This is a genomic window from Methylorubrum sp. SL192 (assembly GCF_026672325.1).
Classification (GTDB): Bacteria; Pseudomonadota; Alphaproteobacteria; order Rhizobiales; family Beijerinckiaceae; genus Methylobacterium; species Methylobacterium extorquens.
This window is the reverse complement of record NZ_JAPPQV010000003.1, coordinates 2,806,828-2,826,366: the sequence shown is the minus strand read 5'-3', so window position 1 is coordinate 2,826,366 and position 19,539 is coordinate 2,806,828. Positions and strand designations below refer to the sequence as shown.

21 protein-coding genes are annotated in these 19,539 nt (G+C 69.9%); 7 read left to right on the top strand and 14 right to left on the bottom strand.

The features are described 5' to 3' along the window. Window positions 1–252: 252 nt before the first annotated feature. Both OVA30_RS14015 and OVA30_RS14010 read left to right on the top strand, forming a co-directional pair. On the top strand, window positions 253–474 hold the full coding sequence (locus OVA30_RS14015) for a hypothetical protein (RefSeq protein WP_003600858.1): 222 nt from the start codon (window positions 253–255) through the stop codon (window positions 472–474). Window positions 475–506: 32 nt separating this feature from the next. Beyond that, entirely contained in the window at window positions 507–833 is a 327-nt protein-coding gene (locus OVA30_RS14010) for a BON domain-containing protein (RefSeq protein ID WP_268175805.1), read from the top strand. Between the two features lie 45 nt (window positions 834–878). On the opposite strand, the gene OVA30_RS14005 is transcribed toward OVA30_RS14010, so the two are convergent. From OVA30_RS14005 to OVA30_RS13950, 12 genes are all read right to left on the bottom strand, one after another. Next, entirely contained in the window at window positions 879–1,328 is a 450-nt protein-coding gene (locus tag OVA30_RS14005; protein WP_003600853.1) for a host attachment protein, read from the bottom strand. A gap of 144 nt (window positions 1,329–1,472) precedes the next feature. Further along, window positions 1,473–2,285, bottom strand: a complete 813-nt coding sequence (locus OVA30_RS14000; protein ID WP_012254736.1) for a universal stress protein — start codon at window positions 2,283–2,285, stop codon at window positions 1,473–1,475. 87 nt (window positions 2,286–2,372) lie between these two features. Further along, window positions 2,373–3,203, bottom strand: coding sequence for a Crp/Fnr family transcriptional regulator (locus OVA30_RS13995; protein ID WP_268175803.1), 831 nt, complete (start codon window positions 3,201–3,203; stop codon window positions 2,373–2,375). Window positions 3,204–3,223: 20 nt separating this feature from the next. After that, complete coding sequence (locus OVA30_RS13990) at window positions 3,224–3,700, bottom strand: Hsp20/alpha crystallin family protein (protein WP_003600850.1); 477 nt, start codon at window positions 3,698–3,700, stop codon at window positions 3,224–3,226. A gap of 663 nt (window positions 3,701–4,363) precedes the next feature. Then, window positions 4,364–5,626: a monooxygenase gene (locus OVA30_RS13985; RefSeq protein WP_268175802.1), complete on the bottom strand. Its 1,263-nt coding sequence runs from the start codon at window positions 5,624–5,626 to the stop codon at window positions 4,364–4,366. 31 nt (window positions 5,627–5,657) lie between these two features. Next, entirely contained in the window at window positions 5,658–6,419 is a 762-nt protein-coding gene (locus OVA30_RS13980) for an ABC transporter ATP-binding protein (RefSeq protein ID WP_268175801.1), read from the bottom strand. Next, a complete protein-coding gene (locus OVA30_RS13975; protein ID WP_015823638.1) occupies window positions 6,416–7,789 on the bottom strand; it encodes an ABC transporter substrate-binding protein in 1,374 nt (457 codons plus the stop codon). Before OVA30_RS13975 ends, OVA30_RS13980 begins: the two co-directional genes overlap by 4 nt. Before the next feature lie 34 nt (window positions 7,790–7,823). Further along, on the bottom strand, window positions 7,824–8,867 hold the full coding sequence (locus OVA30_RS13970) for a branched-chain amino acid ABC transporter permease (protein WP_082290077.1): 1,044 nt from the start codon (window positions 8,865–8,867) through the stop codon (window positions 7,824–7,826). 4 nt (window positions 8,868–8,871) lie between these two features. Next, a complete protein-coding gene (locus tag OVA30_RS13965; RefSeq protein WP_012254728.1) occupies window positions 8,872–9,753 on the bottom strand; it encodes a branched-chain amino acid ABC transporter permease in 882 nt (293 codons plus the stop codon). A 10-nt stretch (window positions 9,754–9,763) separates the two neighbouring features. Then, a complete protein-coding gene (locus OVA30_RS13960) occupies window positions 9,764–10,534 on the bottom strand; it encodes an ABC transporter ATP-binding protein (RefSeq protein ID WP_268175800.1) in 771 nt (256 codons plus the stop codon). A gap of 5 nt (window positions 10,535–10,539) precedes the next feature. After that, window positions 10,540–11,943, bottom strand: coding sequence for an LLM class flavin-dependent oxidoreductase (locus OVA30_RS13955; protein WP_268175799.1), 1,404 nt, complete (start codon window positions 11,941–11,943; stop codon window positions 10,540–10,542). Between the two features lie 55 nt (window positions 11,944–11,998). Next, entirely contained in the window at window positions 11,999–13,453 is a 1,455-nt protein-coding gene (locus OVA30_RS13950) for a carbohydrate porin (protein WP_268175798.1), read from the bottom strand. Window positions 13,454–14,124: 671 nt separating this feature from the next. On the opposite strand from OVA30_RS13950, the gene OVA30_RS13945 reads away from it, so the two are divergent. Genes OVA30_RS13945 through OVA30_RS13925 form a run of 5 tightly spaced genes read left to right on the top strand, consistent with a single transcriptional unit; the run spans window position 14,125 to window position 18,633 of the window. Continuing rightward, the gene (locus tag OVA30_RS13945; protein WP_268175797.1) at window positions 14,125–14,880 is read left to right on the top strand and encodes an ABC transporter ATP-binding protein; all 756 of its coding nucleotides are present in this window, start codon (window positions 14,125–14,127) and stop codon (window positions 14,878–14,880) included. 22 nt (window positions 14,881–14,902) lie between these two features. After that, window positions 14,903–16,129 carry an ABC transporter substrate-binding protein gene (locus tag OVA30_RS13940; protein ID WP_268175796.1) on the top strand — a complete coding sequence of 409 codons (1,227 nt, stop codon included), beginning with the start codon at window positions 14,903–14,905 and terminating at the stop codon, window positions 16,127–16,129. Continuing rightward, window positions 16,126–16,983, top strand: coding sequence for an ABC transporter permease (locus OVA30_RS13935; RefSeq protein ID WP_268175795.1), 858 nt, complete (start codon window positions 16,126–16,128; stop codon window positions 16,981–16,983). The genes OVA30_RS13940 and OVA30_RS13935 overlap by 4 nt, the downstream gene beginning before the upstream one ends. A gap of 10 nt (window positions 16,984–16,993) precedes the next feature. Beyond that, on the top strand, window positions 16,994–17,551 hold the full coding sequence (locus OVA30_RS13930) for an OsmC family protein (protein ID WP_268175794.1): 558 nt from the start codon (window positions 16,994–16,996) through the stop codon (window positions 17,549–17,551). Window positions 17,552–17,556: 5 nt separating this feature from the next. Next, window positions 17,557–18,633: an acyl-CoA dehydrogenase family protein gene (locus OVA30_RS13925; RefSeq protein ID WP_268175793.1), complete on the top strand. Its 1,077-nt coding sequence runs from the start codon at window positions 17,557–17,559 to the stop codon at window positions 18,631–18,633. A 2-nt stretch (window positions 18,634–18,635) separates the two neighbouring features. On the opposite strand, the gene OVA30_RS13920 is transcribed toward OVA30_RS13925, so the two are convergent. Next, a complete protein-coding gene (locus OVA30_RS13920) occupies window positions 18,636–19,061 on the bottom strand; it encodes a hypothetical protein (protein ID WP_268175792.1) in 426 nt (141 codons plus the stop codon). A gap of 130 nt (window positions 19,062–19,191) precedes the next feature. Continuing rightward, the gene (locus OVA30_RS13915) at window positions 19,192–19,455 is read right to left on the bottom strand and encodes a hypothetical protein (RefSeq protein WP_003601346.1); all 264 of its coding nucleotides are present in this window, start codon (window positions 19,453–19,455) and stop codon (window positions 19,192–19,194) included. Window positions 19,456–19,539: the final 84 nt, after the last annotated feature.

Here is a 19,539-nt window from a genome sequence, read left to right as displayed (position 1 = left end):
TGGCGAACACCGCCCGGAGAGTGACGGACCGACCCGCATCCGCTTTGATCCAGCGCAAGAACCCCGGTTTGATCCCGTCGGGGCGGATCCGATTCCGGCGCTCCGAGTGACGAGCACGCCTCGCAGGCGCCCGCCCAGCTCTCCCGCGAGGCGATGATGACGGGGCCGGCCGTAGTCGCCTTGAGGTGAATCAAGGCGTCGTGCCGCCGGCGCGGCAGGATGGCGACCGTCGGACGAAGACGGGAGCGAGCGATGAGTGTGGTGCTTCGATCCATCGAAATCGAGACGGTGCGCTACGTGCGGGCGCCGGCCGGGCCGGTGTCGCGCGCCGAAGCGGCCGGAGCCGGCCTGCCGGCGAGCGCGGGCGTCGTCACGGACATCGCCCGCTACCGGACGATCGGCAGCCTGCAGGCGCTGGGCCTGGCCGCCACCGCTTCGGTGGTGACGATCGCGCTGCTCTGGCTGGCCGTCTGAACGCCTGAAACCTTGAAGCGAGGAGGCGGGAGATGGACGACATCACCGTGCGCCGACACGTGCTGGCGGCGCTGGGACTCGCACCCATGATCGATGCGGCGCAGATCGGCGTCGCCGTCGACAGCGGTGTCGTGACGCTCCGCGGGCATGTGCGCAACTGCGCCGAGAAGGGGATCGCCGAGCGGGTCGCGCTGCGGGTTCGCGGCGTCCGCGCCGTGGTCGAGCAGATCGAGATCCGCTACCCGGATAAGTCCCGCAGCGGCGACGCGACGCCGCCCGATCACCGCAGCTGGTGCGAACGGGCGGCGTGGTCGGCTCCCGGCCTGTCCGCCGTCGAGGATCGGCTGACATACGCCTGATCGGACCCTGCCGCCTGATCCCCTGCGATCGAAGGGCCGGCCGCGTCACCCATCGGTGAGGCGGCGTCCGATCTCCTCGATCGAGAGCTTGGTCAGATCCTTGTCGATCTCGGCGATGACGACGCGCTTGAGGCGCTCGGACAGCGCCTGCCGCAACGATGCGAGCGTGCGCGGCGGGGCGACGACGATCAGGGCGGGGATCGCGTCGGCGATGCGGTCCAGCGCCGCCGCGACCTCGTCCGCGAAGCGCTCCTCGGCGATCGTGTGCCAATCCGTCTGTTCGATGGCGCTGCGGTGCTCCCCCTGCCGGACGCGCGGCGGCCGGTCCGTGCCCTGCTCGCGCGTCGGCGGGTTTGGGGGCGCCTCGAAGACGTGCTGCACGCGAAGGGCGAGGTGCAGCGCGTGGCCCTCGTTGCGCAGCACCAGGGCCCGGCGACCGTCGCCGACGACGACGTATCCCCCGTGAGGAATCTTGAGGTTGGGTGTCTCGGTCATCGGGCGGCTCCGGCCTAGAGCCGTATCCGACCTGATGGTATCAGGCCGGCGTCTCTAGGTTGTTGTTTCAACACGTTTTCTTTCGCCGAGCCGGTGTCCGCTTCGTCGGAAAGCGCTCCGGCGATTCCGGGCCGGATGCGGCGTTCAGTGGCTCATCAGGCAGCAGACGGGTGCGCCGGCCAGGAGGTCGCGGGTGACGCCGCCGAAGACCCATTCGCGCAGGCGGCCATGGCCGTAGGCGCCCGTGACGATTAGGTCCGCGGCCTGCTCGGCTGCCGCATCCACCAGGGCCAGAGAGGTCGCGCTGCCGCCGGTCTCCGTGCGGATCGCGGTGGCCTCGATGTCATGGGCCTGCAGGAACCCGACGACGTCGGCCGTGTCGTCCGCGCTCTCTCCGTCGTCGATCGAGACCACGACGACGCGGGAGGCCCGCGTCAGGAACGGCAGCGCGTCCCTGACCGCGCGGCGGGCTTCGCGGGTGTTCTTCCACCCGACCGCAACCCGCCGGACGTCGAGGTGGTCGAGGCCGGGCGGCACCACCAGGACCGGGCGGCCGAGATGCATCACGAGATCGCCTGGATCGACCGAGCACAGAAGCGGGCCGGATGCCGGCTTGCGGCCGACCACGACGAGATCGGCCGCCGCGGCCTGCCCGATCAGGAACGGCAGCGGGAAGTCGAGATTCGAGCGCCACTCGACGCGGCTGCGGGTGCCCGCCGCCTCTTCGAAGACGGCATGGGCCCGTTTGAGATCGTTCAGGATGAGTTCGCTGTTGGCGGCCAGCGCGTAGGCGCTCGCCGGCACCGGGCCGATCGGTGGGACGGCATAGGAGGCCTCTTCCGCCGCCACGCCGATCAGCCGGGCGCGGAAGTCGTCGGCGAGATGGCCGGCGAGGCGCACGCGGTCGCGCGCCTCCGCCCCGAGATCGACGGCCACCATGATGCTGGCATAGGTCATGAGAGAGTTCCTGCCGGACGAGGGTGACGGGCGGGAGCGCGGCGTCGTGCCGAGAGTGAATCCCGAGCGGATTCGGAGCAAGTGGGGTCAGGTTCGCGACGCGTATCCGAGATCCCTGTTCGATCCGGCCCAGGGAACCGGGTCGCGTCGCATCCCCGCGCTGGGCTCCGGCTTGGCCCGCGCGGCGTGATCGGGGAGGTGCAGGTAGCCGGGGTCGAAGCCTGCGAAGGCGATGAGGGGGGCGGGTTGGGGAACGGCCGCCGCGCCTCGGTTCAGGGTGATCAGCCGCGCGGCCTGGAGGGCATGCAGCACCCGGCTGACATGCACCGTGGAGAGCGCCGCGATGTCGGCGATCACCACCTGCCGGACGCCGCTCGCGAAGCACTCCTCCATATCCCTGCCGGGGGCTTGCATGTCCCGGCCGGCGGCCTGCGACCGTGCCCGCACCTCGCAGATGAGGTGGGCGATCCGCCGCTCCGCCTCCCAGCCGGCATTGATCAGCCATTGCTGCCCGATGCCGAGTTCGACGAGCGTCAGCCACCACAGCGCCCGCTCGATGCCGGGATGGCTCCGGATCAGGCTGTCGATCGTGCCGGACGGGATGTCGGCGACGGTGCAGGGGGACAGCGCTTCGATGGTGCCCGGCAACGGGTCCGCCGCGCCGCGGCCCGTGCTGCAGAGGTCGCCGGGAAAGTACAGGGCGAGGATCCGGCGCGTACCGTCGGGCAGCATCGCGGCGCGGCAGGCGACGCCGTCCACGATCAGGTGCGCGCCGCCCGCCTTCTGCCCGTCGCGGATGTCGGTTCGGGCCGGCACCAGCCGTTCCTGCGGCGCGAGGGCGAGGAGGGCCCGACGCTCCGCCACGCCGAGCAGGGCGGCCTCGTCCAGCCGCCGGACGAGCCATGCCAATGGGGTCATCGTCTGCATCCGAGCCGTCCTCAAGGCGACTTGATGTCGATGCGCTTGGCTTCCGGCGGCGTCACGGCCGCCTTGGGCAGCGTCACCGTCAGGATCCCCTTGTCCATGCTTGCCTGGATGTCCTCGGCCTTGATGCCGGCGGGCAGTTCCAGGGCACGCACGAAGGCGCCGTAGGCACGCTCCGTGACCTTGCGGGCGCCTTCGGTCTCCTCCCGCTCCTGCCGCTTCTCGCCGCTGATGACGAGGGTATCGTCGGCCAGTTCGATCCGGACGTCGTCCCGCGCGAGACCCGGCAATTCGGCGGTGATTTCGACCCGCCCGTCCTTCTCGACGACATCCATGCGCGGCGCCGCGCCGCCCTGGAAGAACGGAAGGCCGAAGCGCAGGTCGCCGAACATCTGCTCCGCCACGCGCTGCAGGGGCGGCGCCGCGGCGCTCGCGTCGGTCGAGGGCGCGTGGGTGTGGCGGCCGAGGGTGAGGAGGGATTTGAGATTCATGGATCATCTCCCGTCATGCGGCTGGTCGGCCGTTCGGGAGAGACTGCCGTCCGGGCGCAGGCTCGGCGTTGAGATGGATCAAGCGGGCGGCGGCCATGTTGGTGGCCGGCGCATCCCTGTCATCGAGAGCATCGCCCCGAGCGCCGGCCCATGTCGTATGAGCGGTGCACGGACCTGAGGCCGGCCGCCATCGACCGGAATGGCCGGATCAGGATGGCGCGTCTGTCGGCCAGGCCGGCTCCGTCTCCAGCCGCGCGCCATGCGATAGGTCAGGTCGCGGTTCGCCGCCATGAGGCGGGCGATGACGCCAAACACCTCGATCGACACCCCGCGCTGGGCCAGATGGAAAAGCCGGGTCGGGCGCCACGGCGAGACCGTATCCGGGCTCCGGATAGAGTTCCTGCAACACGTCGTAATAGGACGACAGCACCGCCCGGTCCCAGGCCAGGGCCGAGCCGTCGGGCGCAGCAGCCGCAGCCTTCCGTCGGCGGCGGGGCGCTCCAGGGCGACGTAATCGGTCTCGACGAGACCGTCGATCTTCGCAACAAGTTAATGGGAGCGTGCCGGTTTTTGCAGCCTCCTGGTGATGGCGCCGTGCGCTCGCGCGCGGGCCGAGGCCGGCGGTCGAGAGCGCCAAACCCGGCCAGAGGCTCCGTCACACGCTCAGCCGCGGGCTTCCTGCACCTGCCCGATCTTCCACTGGAAGGGCGGCTCGGTGCCGTTGACCGCGTAATCGCCGACGACGCGGTCCTTGAAGATGCGCGGATTGTGCGAGGCGATCGTGCGGGCGTTACGCCAGTGGCGATCCAGAGCGTGGCGGCGGCTGGTCGCCGAGGCGCCGAGCGCGTCGAACAGGATCGTGCCGGCATCCAGCACGAGGCCGGTCAGCACGCTCTGCGCCTGGGCCAGCTCGATCTCCGCCGCCACGTTGATCGCGTGGCTCTCCGCGTCGGGCAGGCCCGCGACCCGCGCCTCGTAGGCCCGCTGCACGGCCTGCGCCGCCTGCCCGTTGATCGCTCCGGCAGCGTAGGCGAGGCTGTGAACCCGGCCCACGACCTGAAGCACCTGCGGGTCGGCGCTGGGGCGCGCTCCGGCGGCGTGGGAATAGGTGCGGTTACGCTCGCGCACCGCCTGGGCGACCTCGCCCGCCGCCGCCCGGGCGATGCCGGTGAGGGTGGCCAGATGCACCGCCTGGAAGAAGGCAGGGCCATAGGGGAAACGCTCCGCCGTCGGCAGCGGCTCGCCGATGGCGGGGGCGTCCTCGAACAGGGCGGTGCCGCTGGCGGTGAGCCGCTGGCCGAACCCGTCCCAATCGTCGATGATCTCGACGCCCGCGGCTTTGGCCGGCACCACCACCGAGGTTTCCTCCCCCGCCTCGCCGGTGCCGACGACGTCGATCCAGTCGGCGAAGAGCGAGCCCGTGGTGTAGTACTTCTTGCCCGTCAGCCCCCAGCGCGCGCCGCTGCGGTGGATGCGGGTCTCGAAGGTGCCGACGGCGGCGGTCCCGGTCTCGGACCACGCGCCGCCGAACAGGTCGCCGGCCGCGAGGCGTTCGATCCACTGCGTCCGCCGCTCCCCCGCCGGACTGCCGACGGTGTCCTCGGCAAAGCCGAAATGGTTGCGCAGGGCCTGCGGCAGGTTGGAATCGGCTTGTCCCAGTTCGGCCAGCAACGCGAACAGGTCGGGCAGGCTCGCGCCGAAGCCGCCCTCGTCCTCCGGCACCCGCAGGGCGCCGAAGCGGGCTTCCTTCAGCCATCCGATCGCCGCATGGGGCAGATCGCGGTCCTGCTCGCGCGCGACCGCTCCGTCGCGGATGCGGGCGAAGACGGGCCGGAAGCGCGCGGCGAGGGCCTCGTAGCGCGGGCTCGGGGGCGTACCCCAAGCGGTCCAAGGGGCGGCCGACCGGGCGGCGTCGGGTTCACTCATCGATGGTCTCGTTCGGTGAAGGACAAAGGTTTCAGTGCCGGGTCCCGGCCTCGGCGCCGCCGAGGTAGAGCGCACCGAGTCGTCCGCTCGCGGCGAGGTCCACGCTGGAGCCTGAGGCCACCACGCGCCCGCTCTCGAGCACGACGGCGCGGTGGGCATGGTCGAGCACGAGGTTGGCGTTCTGCTCGGCGACGAGCACGCTCACGCCTTCCTCACGATTCAAGCGGGCGACAATTTCAAAAATCTCGGCGACGATGATCGGCGCGAGCCCCATGGAGGGCTCGTCGAGCAGCAGCAGCGTCGGGCGGGTCATCAGGGCGCGCCCGATCGCCACCATCTGCTGCTCGCCGCCCGACGTCAGGCCGGCTTTCGTCCCGCGCCGCTGCTTCAGGCGCGGGAACCACGCGTAGATCCGCTCCAGATCATCCGCGAGCTGGCGCCGGCTCGGGCGGCGGAGATAGCCGCCCGTCAGCAGGTTCTCCTCCACTGTGAGCTGGCCGAAGACGTGGCGGCCTTCCAGCACCTGGACGATGCCGCGGGCGACGAGGTCGGCCGGGTCGAGGCGCCCGGTCGCCTCGCCCTGCCAGCGGATGGCGCCGCGCCGCAAGCTGCCGCGCTGCGCACCGAGCAGGTTCGAGATCGCCCGCAGGGTCGTGGTCTTGCCGGCGCCGTTGGGGCCGATCAGGGCGACGATCTCGCCCTTGGCCACGCTGAGCGAGACGTCGCGCAGGCCCAGGATCGAGGCGCCGTAGACCGCCTCGATGGATTCGACGTCGAGGAAGGACGCGCTCATTTCGCGCCCGCCTCGGCCGTGTCCTCGGAGCGGGGCGTGATGCCCTTCTCGCGGGCATAGGCCGCTGCGCGCTCGTAGATCACTGGCAGGAGCAGCTCACGGTCGGACTTGACCCAGCCGTTGCTGACGATGTTCCACTTCGCGCCGTCCCATTGCAGCACCTTGCCGGCGCCGCCGCCCTCGTGGTCCTTGATCGAGAGGCGCAGCGGCTGGACGAGGCCGTCCGCGCCGAGTTCCTTCAGGCGGGCTTCGTCGAGCACGAGGTGTTCGAGGCCCCACTGCGTCTCCTCGCCGTTGAGGGGGCGCTTGCCGAAGCGGGCTTGCGCGGTGCGGATCGCCTCGACGGCGATGATCGTCTCGATCACACCGGAATTGTAGTAGACCGAACCGAAGCTCTTGAGATCCTTCAGGTCGCTCTTGCCCTGATCGATGATCGCCGCCTTGATCTTCTTGAGGATGCCGAACTCGGCCCCGGCCGGGAACGGAGTGATGGCGAGATAGCCCTTGCCGACGCTGCCGGCCGGGCGCACGTCCTCCTCCGACCCCGACCAGATGCCGCCGATGATGTGATCGACGGGAAAGCCCGTCTTGGCCGCGGTCTTGATCGCCACCGGGGTCATCACGCCCCAGCCGCGCAGGAAGACCCAGTCCGGCTTGATCTGGCGGATGCGCGCCCATTGCGCCGACTGGTCGTTGCCGGGATGCGGCACCGCGATCTGGATGTTCTCGAAGCCGTAGGTCTTGGCCAGCAGGTCGAGCGGGACTTGCGTCTCCTTGCCGTAAGGCGAGTCGTGGTAGACCGTCGCGATCTTGAGACCCTTGAGCTTGTCCTTCCCGCCGACCTGCTCGGCGATGTAGTTCACCGCCGAGGACGCCTCGCTCCAGAAGCTGAACAGCGCGGTGAAGCTGTAGGGGAAGACGCGTCCGTCGATCGCCTCGGTGCGGCCGTATCCCGTGGTGAGCAGCGGGATCTTGTCGGCGGCGGATTTCTCGGTGAGCGCCTTCGTGATCGGATCGCCATGCGGCAGGAACAGCGGCACCGGCGAGCCGTCACGGCCGCCCTTCAGCCGCTCGTAGCACTCGACGCCCTTCTCGACCGCCCACTCGGTCTCGCACTCCTCCCAGGTCAGCTTGACCCCGTTGATGCCGCCCTCGACCTCGTTGAGGTAGCGCAGGTAGTCGATGGTCCCGCCCCAGACCGGCGTGCCGGACGAGGCGTAGGCGCCGACCCGGTAGGTCGCGAGGGGAATGTATTGCTTGGCCGCTTGAGCACCGGCTTCTTGCGCGAAGGCGGTGGGCGCGAGGCCTGGAGCGGCGGTCAGGCTTGCGGCGAGGGCGACGGCGCGCAGGGCGCGGGACAGGCGTGGCATCGTTCGGTTCTCCGGGACGGTTCTGGGAAAAGGGTCAGCGGGCGGGGCGACGCAGGCGGCCGAGCAGCGCGGCCAGTCCGTTCGGCTCCTTGATCAGGAAGCCGATGATGAGCGCGCCGAAGAGGATGCGCTGGAGGTTCGAGAGCTGGCCGCCGTCGAGGCTGCCGCCGAGGAACGCGTTCGACAGGTGGGTGAGCAGGATCGGCGTCAGCACGATGAAGGCGGCGCCGATGAAGCTGCCGGACAGGCTGCTCAAGCCGCCGATGATGATGATGAACATCGCTTGGAATGAGCGGTCGAGATCGAAGCTGCGGGCATCGACCGTGCCGAGATAGGCAAACGCCCAGAGCGCCCCGGCCACACCGCTCACCGCGGCCCCGACGAAGAAGGCCGAGAGCTTGGCCCGCGCCACCGGCACGCCGATGACGGCGGCGGCGGTCTCGCCGTCGCGCACCGCCCGCCAGTTGCGGCCGGTCTGGCTTCCGACGAGGCGCCACGCCAGCACCGTGACAACCGTCACGCTGGTCAGCGTCAGAGCGTAGCGTCCGGCCGGGCTCGACAGGTCGTAGCCGAGGAACACGAGCCGCGGGGCCGAGATCGCGCTGGACGAGGCATAGTTCGAGAACCAGCCGACCTGATTGAAGACCCATTCGATCAGGAACTGCGCCGCCAGCGTCGGCGCGATCAGGTAGAATCCCTTGATGCGAAGGCTCGGCAGGCCGACGACGAGGCCGACCGCCCCGGCGATGAGGCCCCCGCCCGCGAGGCTGACCGGCAGCGGCAGTTCGGGCAGGCGCAGCAGCAGGTTGTAGGTGGCGTAGGCCCCCACCGCCATGAAGGCGCCGGTGCCGAGCGAGGCTTGGCCGGCATAGCCCATGGTCAGGTTCAGGCCGAGCCCGGCCAGAGCCATGATCAGGAACGGAATCAGGATCGCGTTGTACCAGTAATCGGTGGCGGTGAGCGGGATCGCCACGAAGGCGACCGCGAGCAGGAGGGCGAGGCCGGCGGCGCGCACGGGAAGAGCGGGCAGCACGGGGCGCCGGACGGGCGCGAGGGCGGCAGCGAGGGCAGGAGGCATCGGGTCAGACTCTCTCGATGGCGCGTTCGCCGAACAGTCCGGCCGGGCGCACCAGCAGGAAGGCGACGGCGAGCCCGTAGGCGAACCAGGTGGAGACGGAGCCGCCGAGCAGCGGCCCGAGATAGATCTCAGCGAGCGCGTCGGCCGCGCCGACGATGAGGCCGCCGACGACGGCGCCGGTGATCGAGGTGAAGCCGCCGATGATGAGCACCGGGAGCGCCTTCAGCACCACGAAGGTGAGGGAGAACTGCACCCCCTGGCGCGCGCCCCAGAGCAGGCCCGCCACCAGCGCCACGAAGCCCGCCACCGCCCAGACCGTAGCCCAGAGCACGGGGAGCCGGATGCCGATGGAGAGCGCCGCCTGCGGATCGTCGGCCACCGCCCGCAGCGAGACGCCGACGCGGGTGCGCTCGAAGAACAGCCACAGGGCGATCACCAGCGCGCCGGCGCTCGCCGCCGCCACAAGATCGAACGAACTGAGCTGGATCGGGCCGATCGCCACCGGCAGGTCGCTGATGCCGAGGTCGAGTTCGTGGACGCTGGCGCCCATCACGAACTGCGAGCCGCCCTCGATGATGTAGGACAGGCCCAGTGTCGCCATGAACAGCGTGATCTGCGAGCGGTTCACGAGGGGCCGCAGCACGATCCGCTCGACGGCGACCGCCAGCGTCACCATGATCGCCAGCGTGATCAGGCCGGCGAGCCAGAACGGCACGTCGCGCTCGGTGAGCGTCACGAAGGTGAGCGCGGCGCAGAGCACCATCGCCCCTTGCGCGAAGTTGAACACGCCGGACGCCTTGTAGATCAGCACGAAGCCGATCGCGACGAGGGCATACATCACGCCGGCGAGCAGGCCGCCCGCGAGCGTTTCCAGAAAGAAGCTCATGGATCGGCCCTCAATGCGGCTTGCCGAGATAGGCCGCGATCACGGCCGGGTCGTTGCGGATCGCCTCGGGCGGGCCGTCGCCGACCTTGCGGCCGTAATCGAGCACCACGACGTGGTCGGACAGGCTCATGACGACGCCGATATCGTGCTCGATCAGCACGATGGTGGTGCCGAACTCATCGCGCGCCGCCGCGATGAAGCGGGCCATGGCGCGCTTCTCCTCGCCGTTCATGCCGGCCATCGGCTCGTCGAGGAGCAACAGCGTGGGCCGCGCCACCAGGGCGCGGGCGAGATCGACCCGCTTCTGGATGCCGTAGGGGAGCGTCGCGACGATGCGGTCGCGGTAGGCGGTCAGTTCGAGGAAACTCAGCGTCTCCTCCGCGGCTTCGCGGAAGCGGCGCGTCTCGGCGGCGTCGCGGGGGAGCCCCAGCGCGTGCTCGATCAGGGTGGTGCGGCTGTGGCGGGCGAGCCCGGCCAGCACGTTGTCGAGGACGCTGAGGCCCGAGAACAGGGCCGCGTGCTGGAAGGTGCGCCCGATGCCACGCCGCGCCGCAGCGCCCGGCCGGATCGAGCGCAGACGCTTCCCCTCGAAGGCGACATAGCCGGCATCGGCCCGGTAGACGCCGTTGAGGATGTTGAGCGCCGAGGACTTGCCGGCCCCGTTCGGGCCAATGAGGGCGCAGATTTCGCCGCGCTCGACCGAGAAGCTCAAAGCGTTGATCGCCTTGAGGCCCTTGAACGAGAGCGAGACGTCGGAGAGTTCGAGGATCGGATCGGCCATCGCTCTCACTCCGCCGCTTCGAGGCGGCTGGCCTCGCGGGCCTTCACCGCCTCGATGTCGCGGTAGCCGTGGGCCGGGTGCGTCTCCGGCAGGAGCGGCCCGCGCCCGAACAGCTTTTCGCGCAAGGTTCCGGGGCGGTAGCTCTTGGGGTAGACGCCGCGGCGCTGGAGTTCGGGCACCAGCAGGTTGACCGTGTCCTCGAAGGTCTCCGGCGTCACCGCGTAGGCGAGGTTGAAGCCGTCGACATCGGTCTCCTCGACCCATTCCTGGAGGATGTCGGCGACGGTCGCGGCCGAACCGACGAAGACCGGCCCGATCCCGCCGATGCCGCCCCAGCGGGCGAGTTCGGCGATCGACCATGGCTTCTCGGCCGAGGAGAAGCTCTCGACCATCGAGACGATGGCGTTGGTCTCGACCTTCTTCACGAGATCGGTCGGCGCGTACTGGCCGAAATCGATCCCGCTCCAGCCCGACATGAAGACCAGCGCGCCGTCATACGAGGTATAGGACTGGTATTCCTCGAACTTCTTCTGCGCGGCCTCGTCGGTCTCGGCGACGATGACGGTGGTGAGATTGTAGATCAGCACGTCGCGGGCGGAGCGGCCGGCGGCGACGGCCTTGGCCCGCACGTCGGCGACATAGGCCTTGAGCATGGATTTGAGCGGCGCGCCAACGAAGACGCATTCGGCATGACCCGCCGCAAACGCCTTGCCGGGGCCGGAGGCGCCGGCCTGATAGAGCACCGGCGTGCGCTGGGGCGAGGGCTCGCACAGATGGTAGCCCGGCACGGTGAAGTGCCGGCCGCGATGGTCGATCTCGTGCACCTTGGACGGATCGGTGAAGATCCGCCGCTCGCGGTCGCGCAGGACCGCGCCCGCTTCCCAACTGCCCTCGAACAGCTTGTAGAGCACCTCGACGTATTCGGCGGCGACCTCGTAGCGGTTGTTGTGGCGCGCGAGCCCCGACTGGCCGACATTCTTGGCCCCGCTCTCCAGATACGAGGTGACGATGTTCCAGCCGACGCGGCCCTTGGTGTGGTGATCGGCGGTCGAGAGGCGGCGGGCGAAGGTGTAGGGGTGCTCGAACGAGGTCGAGGCGGTGATGCCGATGCCGAGATGTTCGGTGGCGAGCGCGATGGGCGCGGCGAGTTGGAGCGGATCGTTGACCGGGATCTGCGCCGCCTGCTGCAGGGCGTGCCAGTTCGAGCCCTTGTAGACATCGTAGTAGCCGACGACATCGGCAATGAAGATCCCGTCGAAGATGCCCCGCTCCAGCGTGCGGGCGAGATCCTGCCAGTATTCGAGATCCTTGTACTGCCACGAGCGGTCGCGCGGATGGGCCCACAGGCCCGGCGACTGGTGGCCGACGCAGTTCATGTCGAAGGCGTTGAAGCGGATTTGGCGCGTCATGAGGCTTCGTCCGTTGAGGGGGGCTTCGGGCGGCGCGGCGGGAATGCTCGGGGGCTCAGCCCGGGGCGAGGCCGAGCAACTGGCCGAGCGGCACGATCAGCGTGGCGCCGACGTAGAAGCCGTCCTTGGTGCGGTTGGGCGTGAAGGGATTCCAGAAGGAATTGCCGTTGACGAGGTACTGGACCACCGGCTCGAAGAAGATGTTCTTGCCGAGCGCCAGATGCGCGTTGGCCTCGAAGACCAGCTTGTCGCGGGAATAGATTTCGCCGCTGCCGCCGGAGATGAAGTTCGCGTCGCCGAGGAACTGGGCGTAGTCGGCGGAGATGCGCTGCCAGTTGACCTTGACGCCGTAGCGGTCCTGCGGCCGGCTCTGGTCGGGCGCCTGGAGAGTCAGGCCGGCGAACGCGTTCCAGCGGATCGGCACCGTCGGGTCGGGGGCGTAGGCGAGGCTGGTATAGGCCTGGAGCGAGGTCGGGTTGAGGTTGCCCGCCTCCGCCCCGCCATCGGCGCGCCAGAACACCTGGCTTCCGGTGAGGATCACGCCGGAGGTGCCGGAGCGCAGCCGCACCGGATCGCCGGGATTGAGCCCCTTCGAGGTGCCGAAGACCGTCCTGAGGTTATCCTCGTGGTCGGCGGTGTTGTAGAAGCCGGTGAGCGCCACACGGCTCGGATAGGGATCGGTGACGAAGGTCGTGGCGTGGCCGATCTCGGCTAGCGTCACGACGCCGTTGAGCGGTTCGTGGCCGAAATCCCAGCCGGAGGTGAAGTTCGCGCGGCCCGTCACCGCGAAGGCGCCGGCCTGGATGTAGTCGTCGGGAGAGGTCTTGTAGGCGACATTGGCGCCCCAGACGCCGTAGAGCGGCGAGGACAGGCCCGCATTGATCTGCAGGATGTCCTGGAAGCAGCTCACGCTCGATTGGCACGGCGGCAGCGCGTAGTAGCGGTTCGGGTGCGTGCGCCCGACCTCGATGGCGAGGCGGTCGTCGAGCAGGCGCTGCTCGTAGGTGAGGATCGAGAGGCGGGCGAAATCGCGGTTGAAGGTCGGCTGGTAGCCGATCGTGGTGTCGCCGATATCGGCGCCCATGTTGCGGTTGTTCCAGCGCAGACCGAAGAAGGTCTGGGTGATGTGGAACCAGCCGCCGGGGACACCCGCCAGTTTGTCCAGATCCGCATCGAGGCTCAGCAGGTAATAGGCCGAGTTCGAGAGTTGTCCGGGCCGCAGACCCGCGCTCGGGTTCGAGAAGAAGAAGTCGTAGGCGTTGACGTCGAAGCTGAGGCCCGCGAGAGCCAGCGAGGCGGCGTAGGGTGCGAGCGGCCCGTGCCACTTCACCTTGCCGTCCGGCGCGACGCCGATCGCTTCGGGGTTGGTGCGGGGCCCGGCCTCCCCGGTGAAGCTCTCGACCGCGCTCGGCGATTGCGCCAGGGCCGGTGTGTCGAGGAGCGGCAGGGCACAGGCGAGGCCGGCGCCGAGCAGCAGGAGGCGGGCCGGCGGGGACAGGACGTTGGGCATCGGGCTCGTCTTCAGGCAGTCGCGCACGGGTCATCGGACCGGCGCGGACGCAGGCACGTGAGGCGGATCGGGGGGATGCGTCGGCTCGCTCGATGCGAGACCTCGGCGGGGTGGCCGGTCTGGGAGGATGTCGGTCCGCCCGCTTTGCCGGCGCGTCATCGAGAGCCCGACGAAGATCTTCTTGTCTTCGTTTGATGCTCTTCGATTGCGGTCTGATATTCCGCAATGGAAACTGATGCGTCAATGAAAGCGATTGCCCTTTTTCAGCGCGATGCTGGGACAAGATTTCCCCTTTTGCGCCGGAAAAGGGAGGTCGGCGTATCGGTGCCGTTGAAGGCACGTGTGGATCGCTGATCGGCGAAGCAAAACGCTTCCACGTTGCAGCGGAGCGCCGAAGGGGACGGGCTCCGGACGATGTCAGCCCTGACAAACCTCACGGGCCAAGGCTCAACGCGGACGCGCCGTAGGATCGAGCGAGGCACGGACGGCTGACGGGCAAGAATAATCCTCCCACAACGGGCGGTTATTAGAGAAATATCATGCAAATTCGTGTTAATATTTGAATATTACATTCATTGATCTTGAGAGGGCTGGTCGGTCATTTTGGCCGTGTGCCGCTCTACGACACGGTCGACCTTCAGGGTCGGTCCTGTCCGATTTGTTCAGGTTTGATGTCGCGTTCCGTTCCCCGTCTCGCCCTCGCGGCCGTCGCCTATCGCTACGGCCTGAGCCCGGTGCTCGACCGCATCGATCTCGAAGTCGCGGCGGGCGAGCGCATCGGCATCCTCGGGCGCTCCGGCGTCGGGAAATCGACCCTCTTGCAGATTATGGCCGGGCTCGTCGCGCCCTCCGCCGGCAGCGTGCGGCTCGATGGAATGCCCTCGCGCGGGCCGGTGCCGGGCTGCACGGTGATGTTCCAGCGCCCTGCCCTGCTGCCTTGGGCGAGCGTGCTCGACAACGTACTGCTGCCCGCTCGTCTCTCGGGGCGTCTCGGCCGCGACCGCGCGGCCCGCGAGGCGGAGGCGCGCCGCCTCCTCGACGATCTCGGCCTCCGCGAGCGCGTGGGCGCCAAGCCGCACCAGCTCTCGGGTGGTCAGCAGCAGCGGGTGGCGCTTGCCCGGGCGCTGGCGAGCGAGCCCTCGATCCTGCTTCTCGACGAACCGTTCTCGGCGCTCGACCCGGAGATGCGGGCGAGCCTGCGCGCCGACGTGCTGCGGCTCGCCCAGGCCCGCGACCTGACGCTGATCGTCGTCACCCACGACCTCGCCGATGTGGCCGCCCTGGCGGCGCGGGCCGTGGTGCTCGACGGGCGCCCCGCCCGCATCGCCGCGGACTTTTCCTTCGGCGACGACGCGGAGGCCGAGTTGCGCCGCCGTCTCGGTTCCGTTGCCCGCGACGCATCCGGCATCACCGGTCGCGCCGCCTGATCCTTCCTCCCCGAGACCGCAGATGACCGCCCCCGACGACCTCTCCGCCCTCTGGACGCACGAATGGGCCCGCGCCGACTGGACGCGCCGCAACACCCTCGACGCGCTGGCGCGCGGCGGCCTCGCCGCCCTGCTCGGCGGCGGCAGTCTCGCCCTGTCGGGCCGCGCGGTCCATGCCGCCGAGGACGACACCGTGCGCATCGGCTACCTGCCGATCACCGACGCGACCGCTTTGCTGGTGGCCCATGCCAAGGGCTATTTCGAGGAGGCGGGCCTGAAGGTTGCCGAGCCGATTCCGGTGCGCTCGTGGTCGGCGCTGGTGGAGGGGTTCGCCGCGGGCAAGTTCAACCTCGCTCACCTGCTCAAGCCCATCCCCGTCTGGATGCGCTACAACAACAAGTTCCCGGTCAAGATCCTGGCTTGGGCGCACACCAACGGCTCGGGCATCGTCGTCGGCGGCAAAAGCGGGATCGAGGACTTCAAGGGACTGGCGGGCAAGCGCGTCGCGGTGCCGTACTGGTACTCGATGCACAACGTCGTGCTGCAATACGCGCTTCGCGAATCCGGCGTCACGCCGGTGATCCGGGGGGACGCCGGGCCGAACGAGTGCGCGCTTCAGATCCTGGCGCCGCCCGAGATGCCGGCAGCGCTCGCGGCGGGCAAGATCGACGGCTACATCGTTGCCGAGCCGTTCAATGCGCTCGGCGAGATCAAGGCCGGCGCACGGATGCTGCGCTTCACCGGCGACATCTGGAAGAACCATCCCTGCTGCGTCGTGGTCGCGCACGAGAGTCAGATCGCGGCCAAGCCCGAATGGGCCGGCAAGGCGGTCGATGCCATCGTGCGGGCGCAGGCCTATTGCGTGAAGAACCGCGAGGAGGTCGCCCGGCTGATCTCGAAGGAGGGCCGCGGCTACCTGCCGATGCCCGCCGACGTCGTGATCAAGGCCACCACCGATTACGGCCCGGCCTACGAGGCGAGCGGCGCGATCCGCCATCGCGACTGGGCGGCGCAGCGCATCGACTTCCAGCCCTGGCCCTACCCCTCCGCCACGAAGCTGATCGTCGAGGCGATGGGCAACACCGTCGTCGAGGGCGATGCCGGCTTCCTCAAAGGGCTCGACCCGGATTTCGTCGCGCGCGACCTCGTGGACGACCGCTTCGTGCGGGCCTCGCTCAAGCGCTATCCCGAATGGCCGGGCGCGGCGGATGACGCCGCGCTCACCCGCCAGGAGACCTTGAGCCTGTGAGCGGGGGCGTGATCGAGGCGGCGCTTGCCGTCGAGCGGGCGGTCGCGGCCCCGGAGCCGCGCCGGGCCGGAATCGGTGCACGGTTCGGCGCCTCGGCCCTCGACCGGCTGGCCCCGCTCTTCGGCCTTGCGGGGCTGCTCGCCCTGTGGTTCGCGGGCGGGCTGGTTCTGGAGAGCGTACCGGCCTACGCCGCCTTTGCCGGTTTCGCGCCGGCGCCTGCGCTGGCCTCGTTCGTCGAACTCCTGACCTCCGGCGAGGCGTGGCGGGCCGCCGCGCCGAGTCTCGCCCGGATCGGACAGGGCCTCGCCGTCGCCTTCGGGCTCGGCGCGCCGCTCGGGCTGCTGATCGGCTCGGTCCCGCTCGCCGAGCGCATCCTGCAGCCGCCGTTCCAGCTCCTGCGGATGATCTCGCCGCTGGCCTGGATGCCGGTGGCGGTGCTCGCCTTTCCGAGTTGGGACGGGGCCATCGTCTTCCTGATCGCCGCCGCCGCGATCTGGCCGATCCTGTTCGCCACCGCCGCCGGGGTGAAGCGGGTCGATCCGGTCTGGCTCGCCATGGCACGCAATCTCGGCGCGGGCCGGCTCGCGGCTCTGCGCGCCGTCATCGTCCCGGCGGTGCTGCAGGACATCCTCACCGGCCTGCGCCTCGCGCTCGGTGTTGCTTGGATCGTGCTGGTGCCGGCCGAGTATCTCGGGGTCACGAGCGGGCTCGGCTACGCCATCAACGACGCCCGCGACACCCTCTCCTACGACCGGCTCGCCGCCCTCGTCCTGCTGATCGGAGGGATCGGCTACGCCCTCGACACCGGTCTCGGTCGGCTGGCTGCCCGCGCCCGCTGGATTCCCGCCACTTAAGGAAACAACAATGACCGCGACCGCCGCCAAGGAAATCGTCCAGACCTTCGAGAAGGTGTTCGAGCCGATCGATCGTGAGCGCCTGCACGCCCTCTCCGAGAAGGGCCGGGCCGATCCGAGCGTGGTCAAGACCGTGCGCGCCCGCACCGTCGCCGAGGGCCGCCGCTTCCGCCATCTCAACTACATCCGCAGCCTCGACCCCCACATCGTCGACGAGCCGCCGGCTCTGCTCGGCGACGACACCGCGCCGAACCCGACCGAGGCGTTGCTCGCCGCGCTCGGCACCTGCGTCGCGGTCGGCCTCCAGGCCAACGCGATCGCCCGCGGCTGGACCGTGAAGGGCATCGAGGTCGAGTCGGAGGGCGACATCAACATTACCTCGGTCTGGGGCACCGGCGACCTGTCGGAGAAGCCGGTCGGGCTCACCGCCGTGCGGCTCAAGGTGCATCTCGACGTCGAGGGCGCGACTGCGGCTGAACTCGACGAACTCGTGGCCCATGCCGGGCAGTGGTCGCCGGTGCTCAACACCGTCAAGAACCCCGTCTCCGTCACCCTGGCGCGGGCCTGACGCCGATGGCCGCCAGCGCCCGCATCGCGGAGCCCCCTTCGCTCGACGTCGCCGGGATCGTGCGCGAGACCTTGCGCCCGCGCCTCGGCGCGATCGATGCCGGGGAATATCCCGCCGACATCCTGCGGGCGCTCGGGGCGGCCGGCGCCTATGGGCACCACGCCGACGGCACGGCGGCGGGGCTGCTCGCCGCCATCGACGCGATGACGGAGGCGGGGCAGGCCTGCCTCTCGACCGCCTTCTGCATGTGGTGCCAGGACGCGCTGGTCTGGTACCTCGCCCAGGGCGACGAGGCCGGCCCGCGCCGCCATCTGGCCGCGATCGCCTCGGGCGCGGCGCTCGGCGGCACCGGGCTGTCGAACCCGATGAAAGCGTTTTCCGGCATCGAGCCGCTGGCGCTCCAGGGCGAGCGCGCGGGCGACGGCTACCGGGTGCGCGGGCGCCTGCCCTGGGTGTCGAACCTTGGTCCGGGCCAGCGCTTCGCCGGGATCCTCTCGCTGCCCGACGGGCGTCGGGTGATGGGGCTGTTCGAGGCCGGCGCCGATTCTGTCTCGATCGCGGCCAATGCCCGTTTCATTGCGCTCGAAGGCACCGGCACCTACACGGTGATGATCCGCGACGCGCTCCTGTCCGACGAAGACGTGATCACGCACGATGCTGCCGCCTTCGTGCCGCGCATCCGCAACGGTTTCGTTCTGCTCCAGACCGGGATGGGGCTCGGGCTCGCCCGCGGAGTCGCGGCGATGATGCGCGCGGATGCCCGTGGGCGCGCCAACGCGGCGTTCCTGCCGCTCGGGCCGGACGCGATCGAGGCGCGGGCGGATGCTCTGCGCGAGCGCGTCGCCGCCGCGGCACAAGCGCATGCCGAGGCCGACCGCGCGACCTTCCTCGAGACCCTGCGTCTGCGCCTCGACGTGTCGTGGCTGGCCCTGGAGGCGGCGCAAGCCGCCATGCTCCAGGCGGGCGCGCGCGGCTATCTGGAGGGCGCGGAGACGTTCCGGCGCCTGCGGGAGGCGCAGTTCGTGGCGATCGTCACGCCGTCGGTGAAGCACATCACAACGGAGCTCGCGCGGGGCGGCTGAGCCTATTCCGGGAGCAGGTCCGCGTCGTCGGGCGGGCTCTCGATCTCGACGGCTTCGGGAGCGGCAACGGCGGGAGCGCGCAGGCGGGATGCGGGGGCCGAGGGCATCATTGCCGCGCCGGAGGCGACGAGCCCGGCCATCATCCGCAGGTCCGGCGGCTGGCGCGGATCGTCGGCCAGGCGCTCGGCATCCACTTGGAGCCGCAGGTTGCAGGCCTTCGGGGCCAGCGCCCCGTCCGGCGTGCAGGCGTCGTGGCGGGCGCAGGCCGCGTCCAGCGCATCGACGGGTGCCGCCGGCCCATTGTTGCCGGGCCCACAGTAGTTGCCGTGCAGCAGCATCGGTGAGCCCTCGACCGCAGAAGCGGTCTGGCTGAACGCGGGCGCCGTCAGGACGGTGACCAGAAGGAGGGGGAGAATCGAACGGTTCATCGGGAGCCGTATCTCCTGTCGTGGATCGAAATCAGGCGCGGGAGCGGTTCCGGCGCCGTTCGGCCGTCATGCGCGCATGACGGCCAGGCCGAAGTGGGAGAGCGGGTGATCGACCGGCGCTCCCCGATCCTCAGCGGAGGCTCGCCGAGCGCCGGCCGGCCGAGGAAGCGGTCCCCTCGTCGAAGGCCGCCCGGCATCCGGGGCTCAGGCTCGCCCGTTGCGCCTTCATGCAACTGACGATGCGGCCGCGATCGGGGATCGATGTCAGGCACAGCCGCATGACATCGTCGCGGCACAGCGCAGCCTGCTCCTCCTCGCCGGCCCGCACGCTGGCAGTGCCGGCGGCCGAGAAGGCGATCAGAGCCAGCATCGTGCGGGTTCCGATCTTCACCATCGAACGTCTCCTGTCTCATGCGGCCGGGCATCCATGCTCGGCTAAGGTCCGACGGTGAACGTCATAAGCGACGGCTCGTTCCGT

Coding starts and splice junctions, on each gene's coding strand:
- OVA30_RS14010 (WP_268175805.1), top strand. CDS start 507: ATGGACGACATCACCGTGCGCCGACACGTGCTGGCGGCGCTGGGACTC.
- OVA30_RS13920 (WP_268175792.1), bottom strand. CDS start 19,061: ATGAACCGTTCGATTCTCCCCCTCCTTCTGGTCACCGTCCTGACGGCG.
- OVA30_RS13965 (WP_012254728.1), bottom strand. CDS start 9,753: ATGAGCTTCTTTCTGGAAACGCTCGCGGGCGGCCTGCTCGCCGGCGTG.
- OVA30_RS13950 (WP_268175798.1), bottom strand. CDS start 13,453: ATGCCCAACGTCCTGTCCCCGCCGGCCCGCCTCCTGCTGCTCGGCGCC.
- OVA30_RS13945 (WP_268175797.1), top strand. CDS start 14,125: ATGTCGCGTTCCGTTCCCCGTCTCGCCCTCGCGGCCGTCGCCTATCGC.
- OVA30_RS13990 (WP_003600850.1), bottom strand. CDS start 3,700: ATGAATCTCAAATCCCTCCTCACCCTCGGCCGCCACACCCACGCGCCC.
- OVA30_RS14000 (WP_012254736.1), bottom strand. CDS start 2,285: ATGACCTATGCCAGCATCATGGTGGCCGTCGATCTCGGGGCGGAGGCG.
- OVA30_RS14015 (WP_003600858.1), top strand. CDS start 253: ATGAGTGTGGTGCTTCGATCCATCGAAATCGAGACGGTGCGCTACGTG.
- OVA30_RS14005 (WP_003600853.1), bottom strand. CDS start 1,328: ATGACCGAGACACCCAACCTCAAGATTCCTCACGGGGGATACGTCGTC.
- OVA30_RS13975 (WP_015823638.1), bottom strand. CDS start 7,789: ATGCCACGCCTGTCCCGCGCCCTGCGCGCCGTCGCCCTCGCCGCAAGC.
- OVA30_RS13995 (WP_268175803.1), bottom strand. CDS start 3,203: ATGACCCCATTGGCATGGCTCGTCCGGCGGCTGGACGAGGCCGCCCTG.
- OVA30_RS13985 (WP_268175802.1), bottom strand. CDS start 5,626: ATGAGTGAACCCGACGCCGCCCGGTCGGCCGCCCCTTGGACCGCTTGG.
- OVA30_RS13930 (WP_268175794.1), top strand. CDS start 16,994: ATGACCGCGACCGCCGCCAAGGAAATCGTCCAGACCTTCGAGAAGGTG.
- OVA30_RS13960 (WP_268175800.1), bottom strand. CDS start 10,534: ATGGCCGATCCGATCCTCGAACTCTCCGACGTCTCGCTCTCGTTCAAG.
- OVA30_RS13925 (WP_268175793.1), top strand. CDS start 17,557: ATGGCCGCCAGCGCCCGCATCGCGGAGCCCCCTTCGCTCGACGTCGCC.
- OVA30_RS13915 (WP_003601346.1), bottom strand. CDS start 19,455: ATGGTGAAGATCGGAACCCGCACGATGCTGGCTCTGATCGCCTTCTCG.
- OVA30_RS13940 (WP_268175796.1), top strand. CDS start 14,903: ATGACCGCCCCCGACGACCTCTCCGCCCTCTGGACGCACGAATGGGCC.
- OVA30_RS13980 (WP_268175801.1), bottom strand. CDS start 6,419: ATGAGCGCGTCCTTCCTCGACGTCGAATCCATCGAGGCGGTCTACGGC.
- OVA30_RS13955 (WP_268175799.1), bottom strand. CDS start 11,943: ATGACGCGCCAAATCCGCTTCAACGCCTTCGACATGAACTGCGTCGGC.
- OVA30_RS13970 (WP_082290077.1), bottom strand. CDS start 8,867: ATGCCTCCTGCCCTCGCTGCCGCCCTCGCGCCCGTCCGGCGCCCCGTG.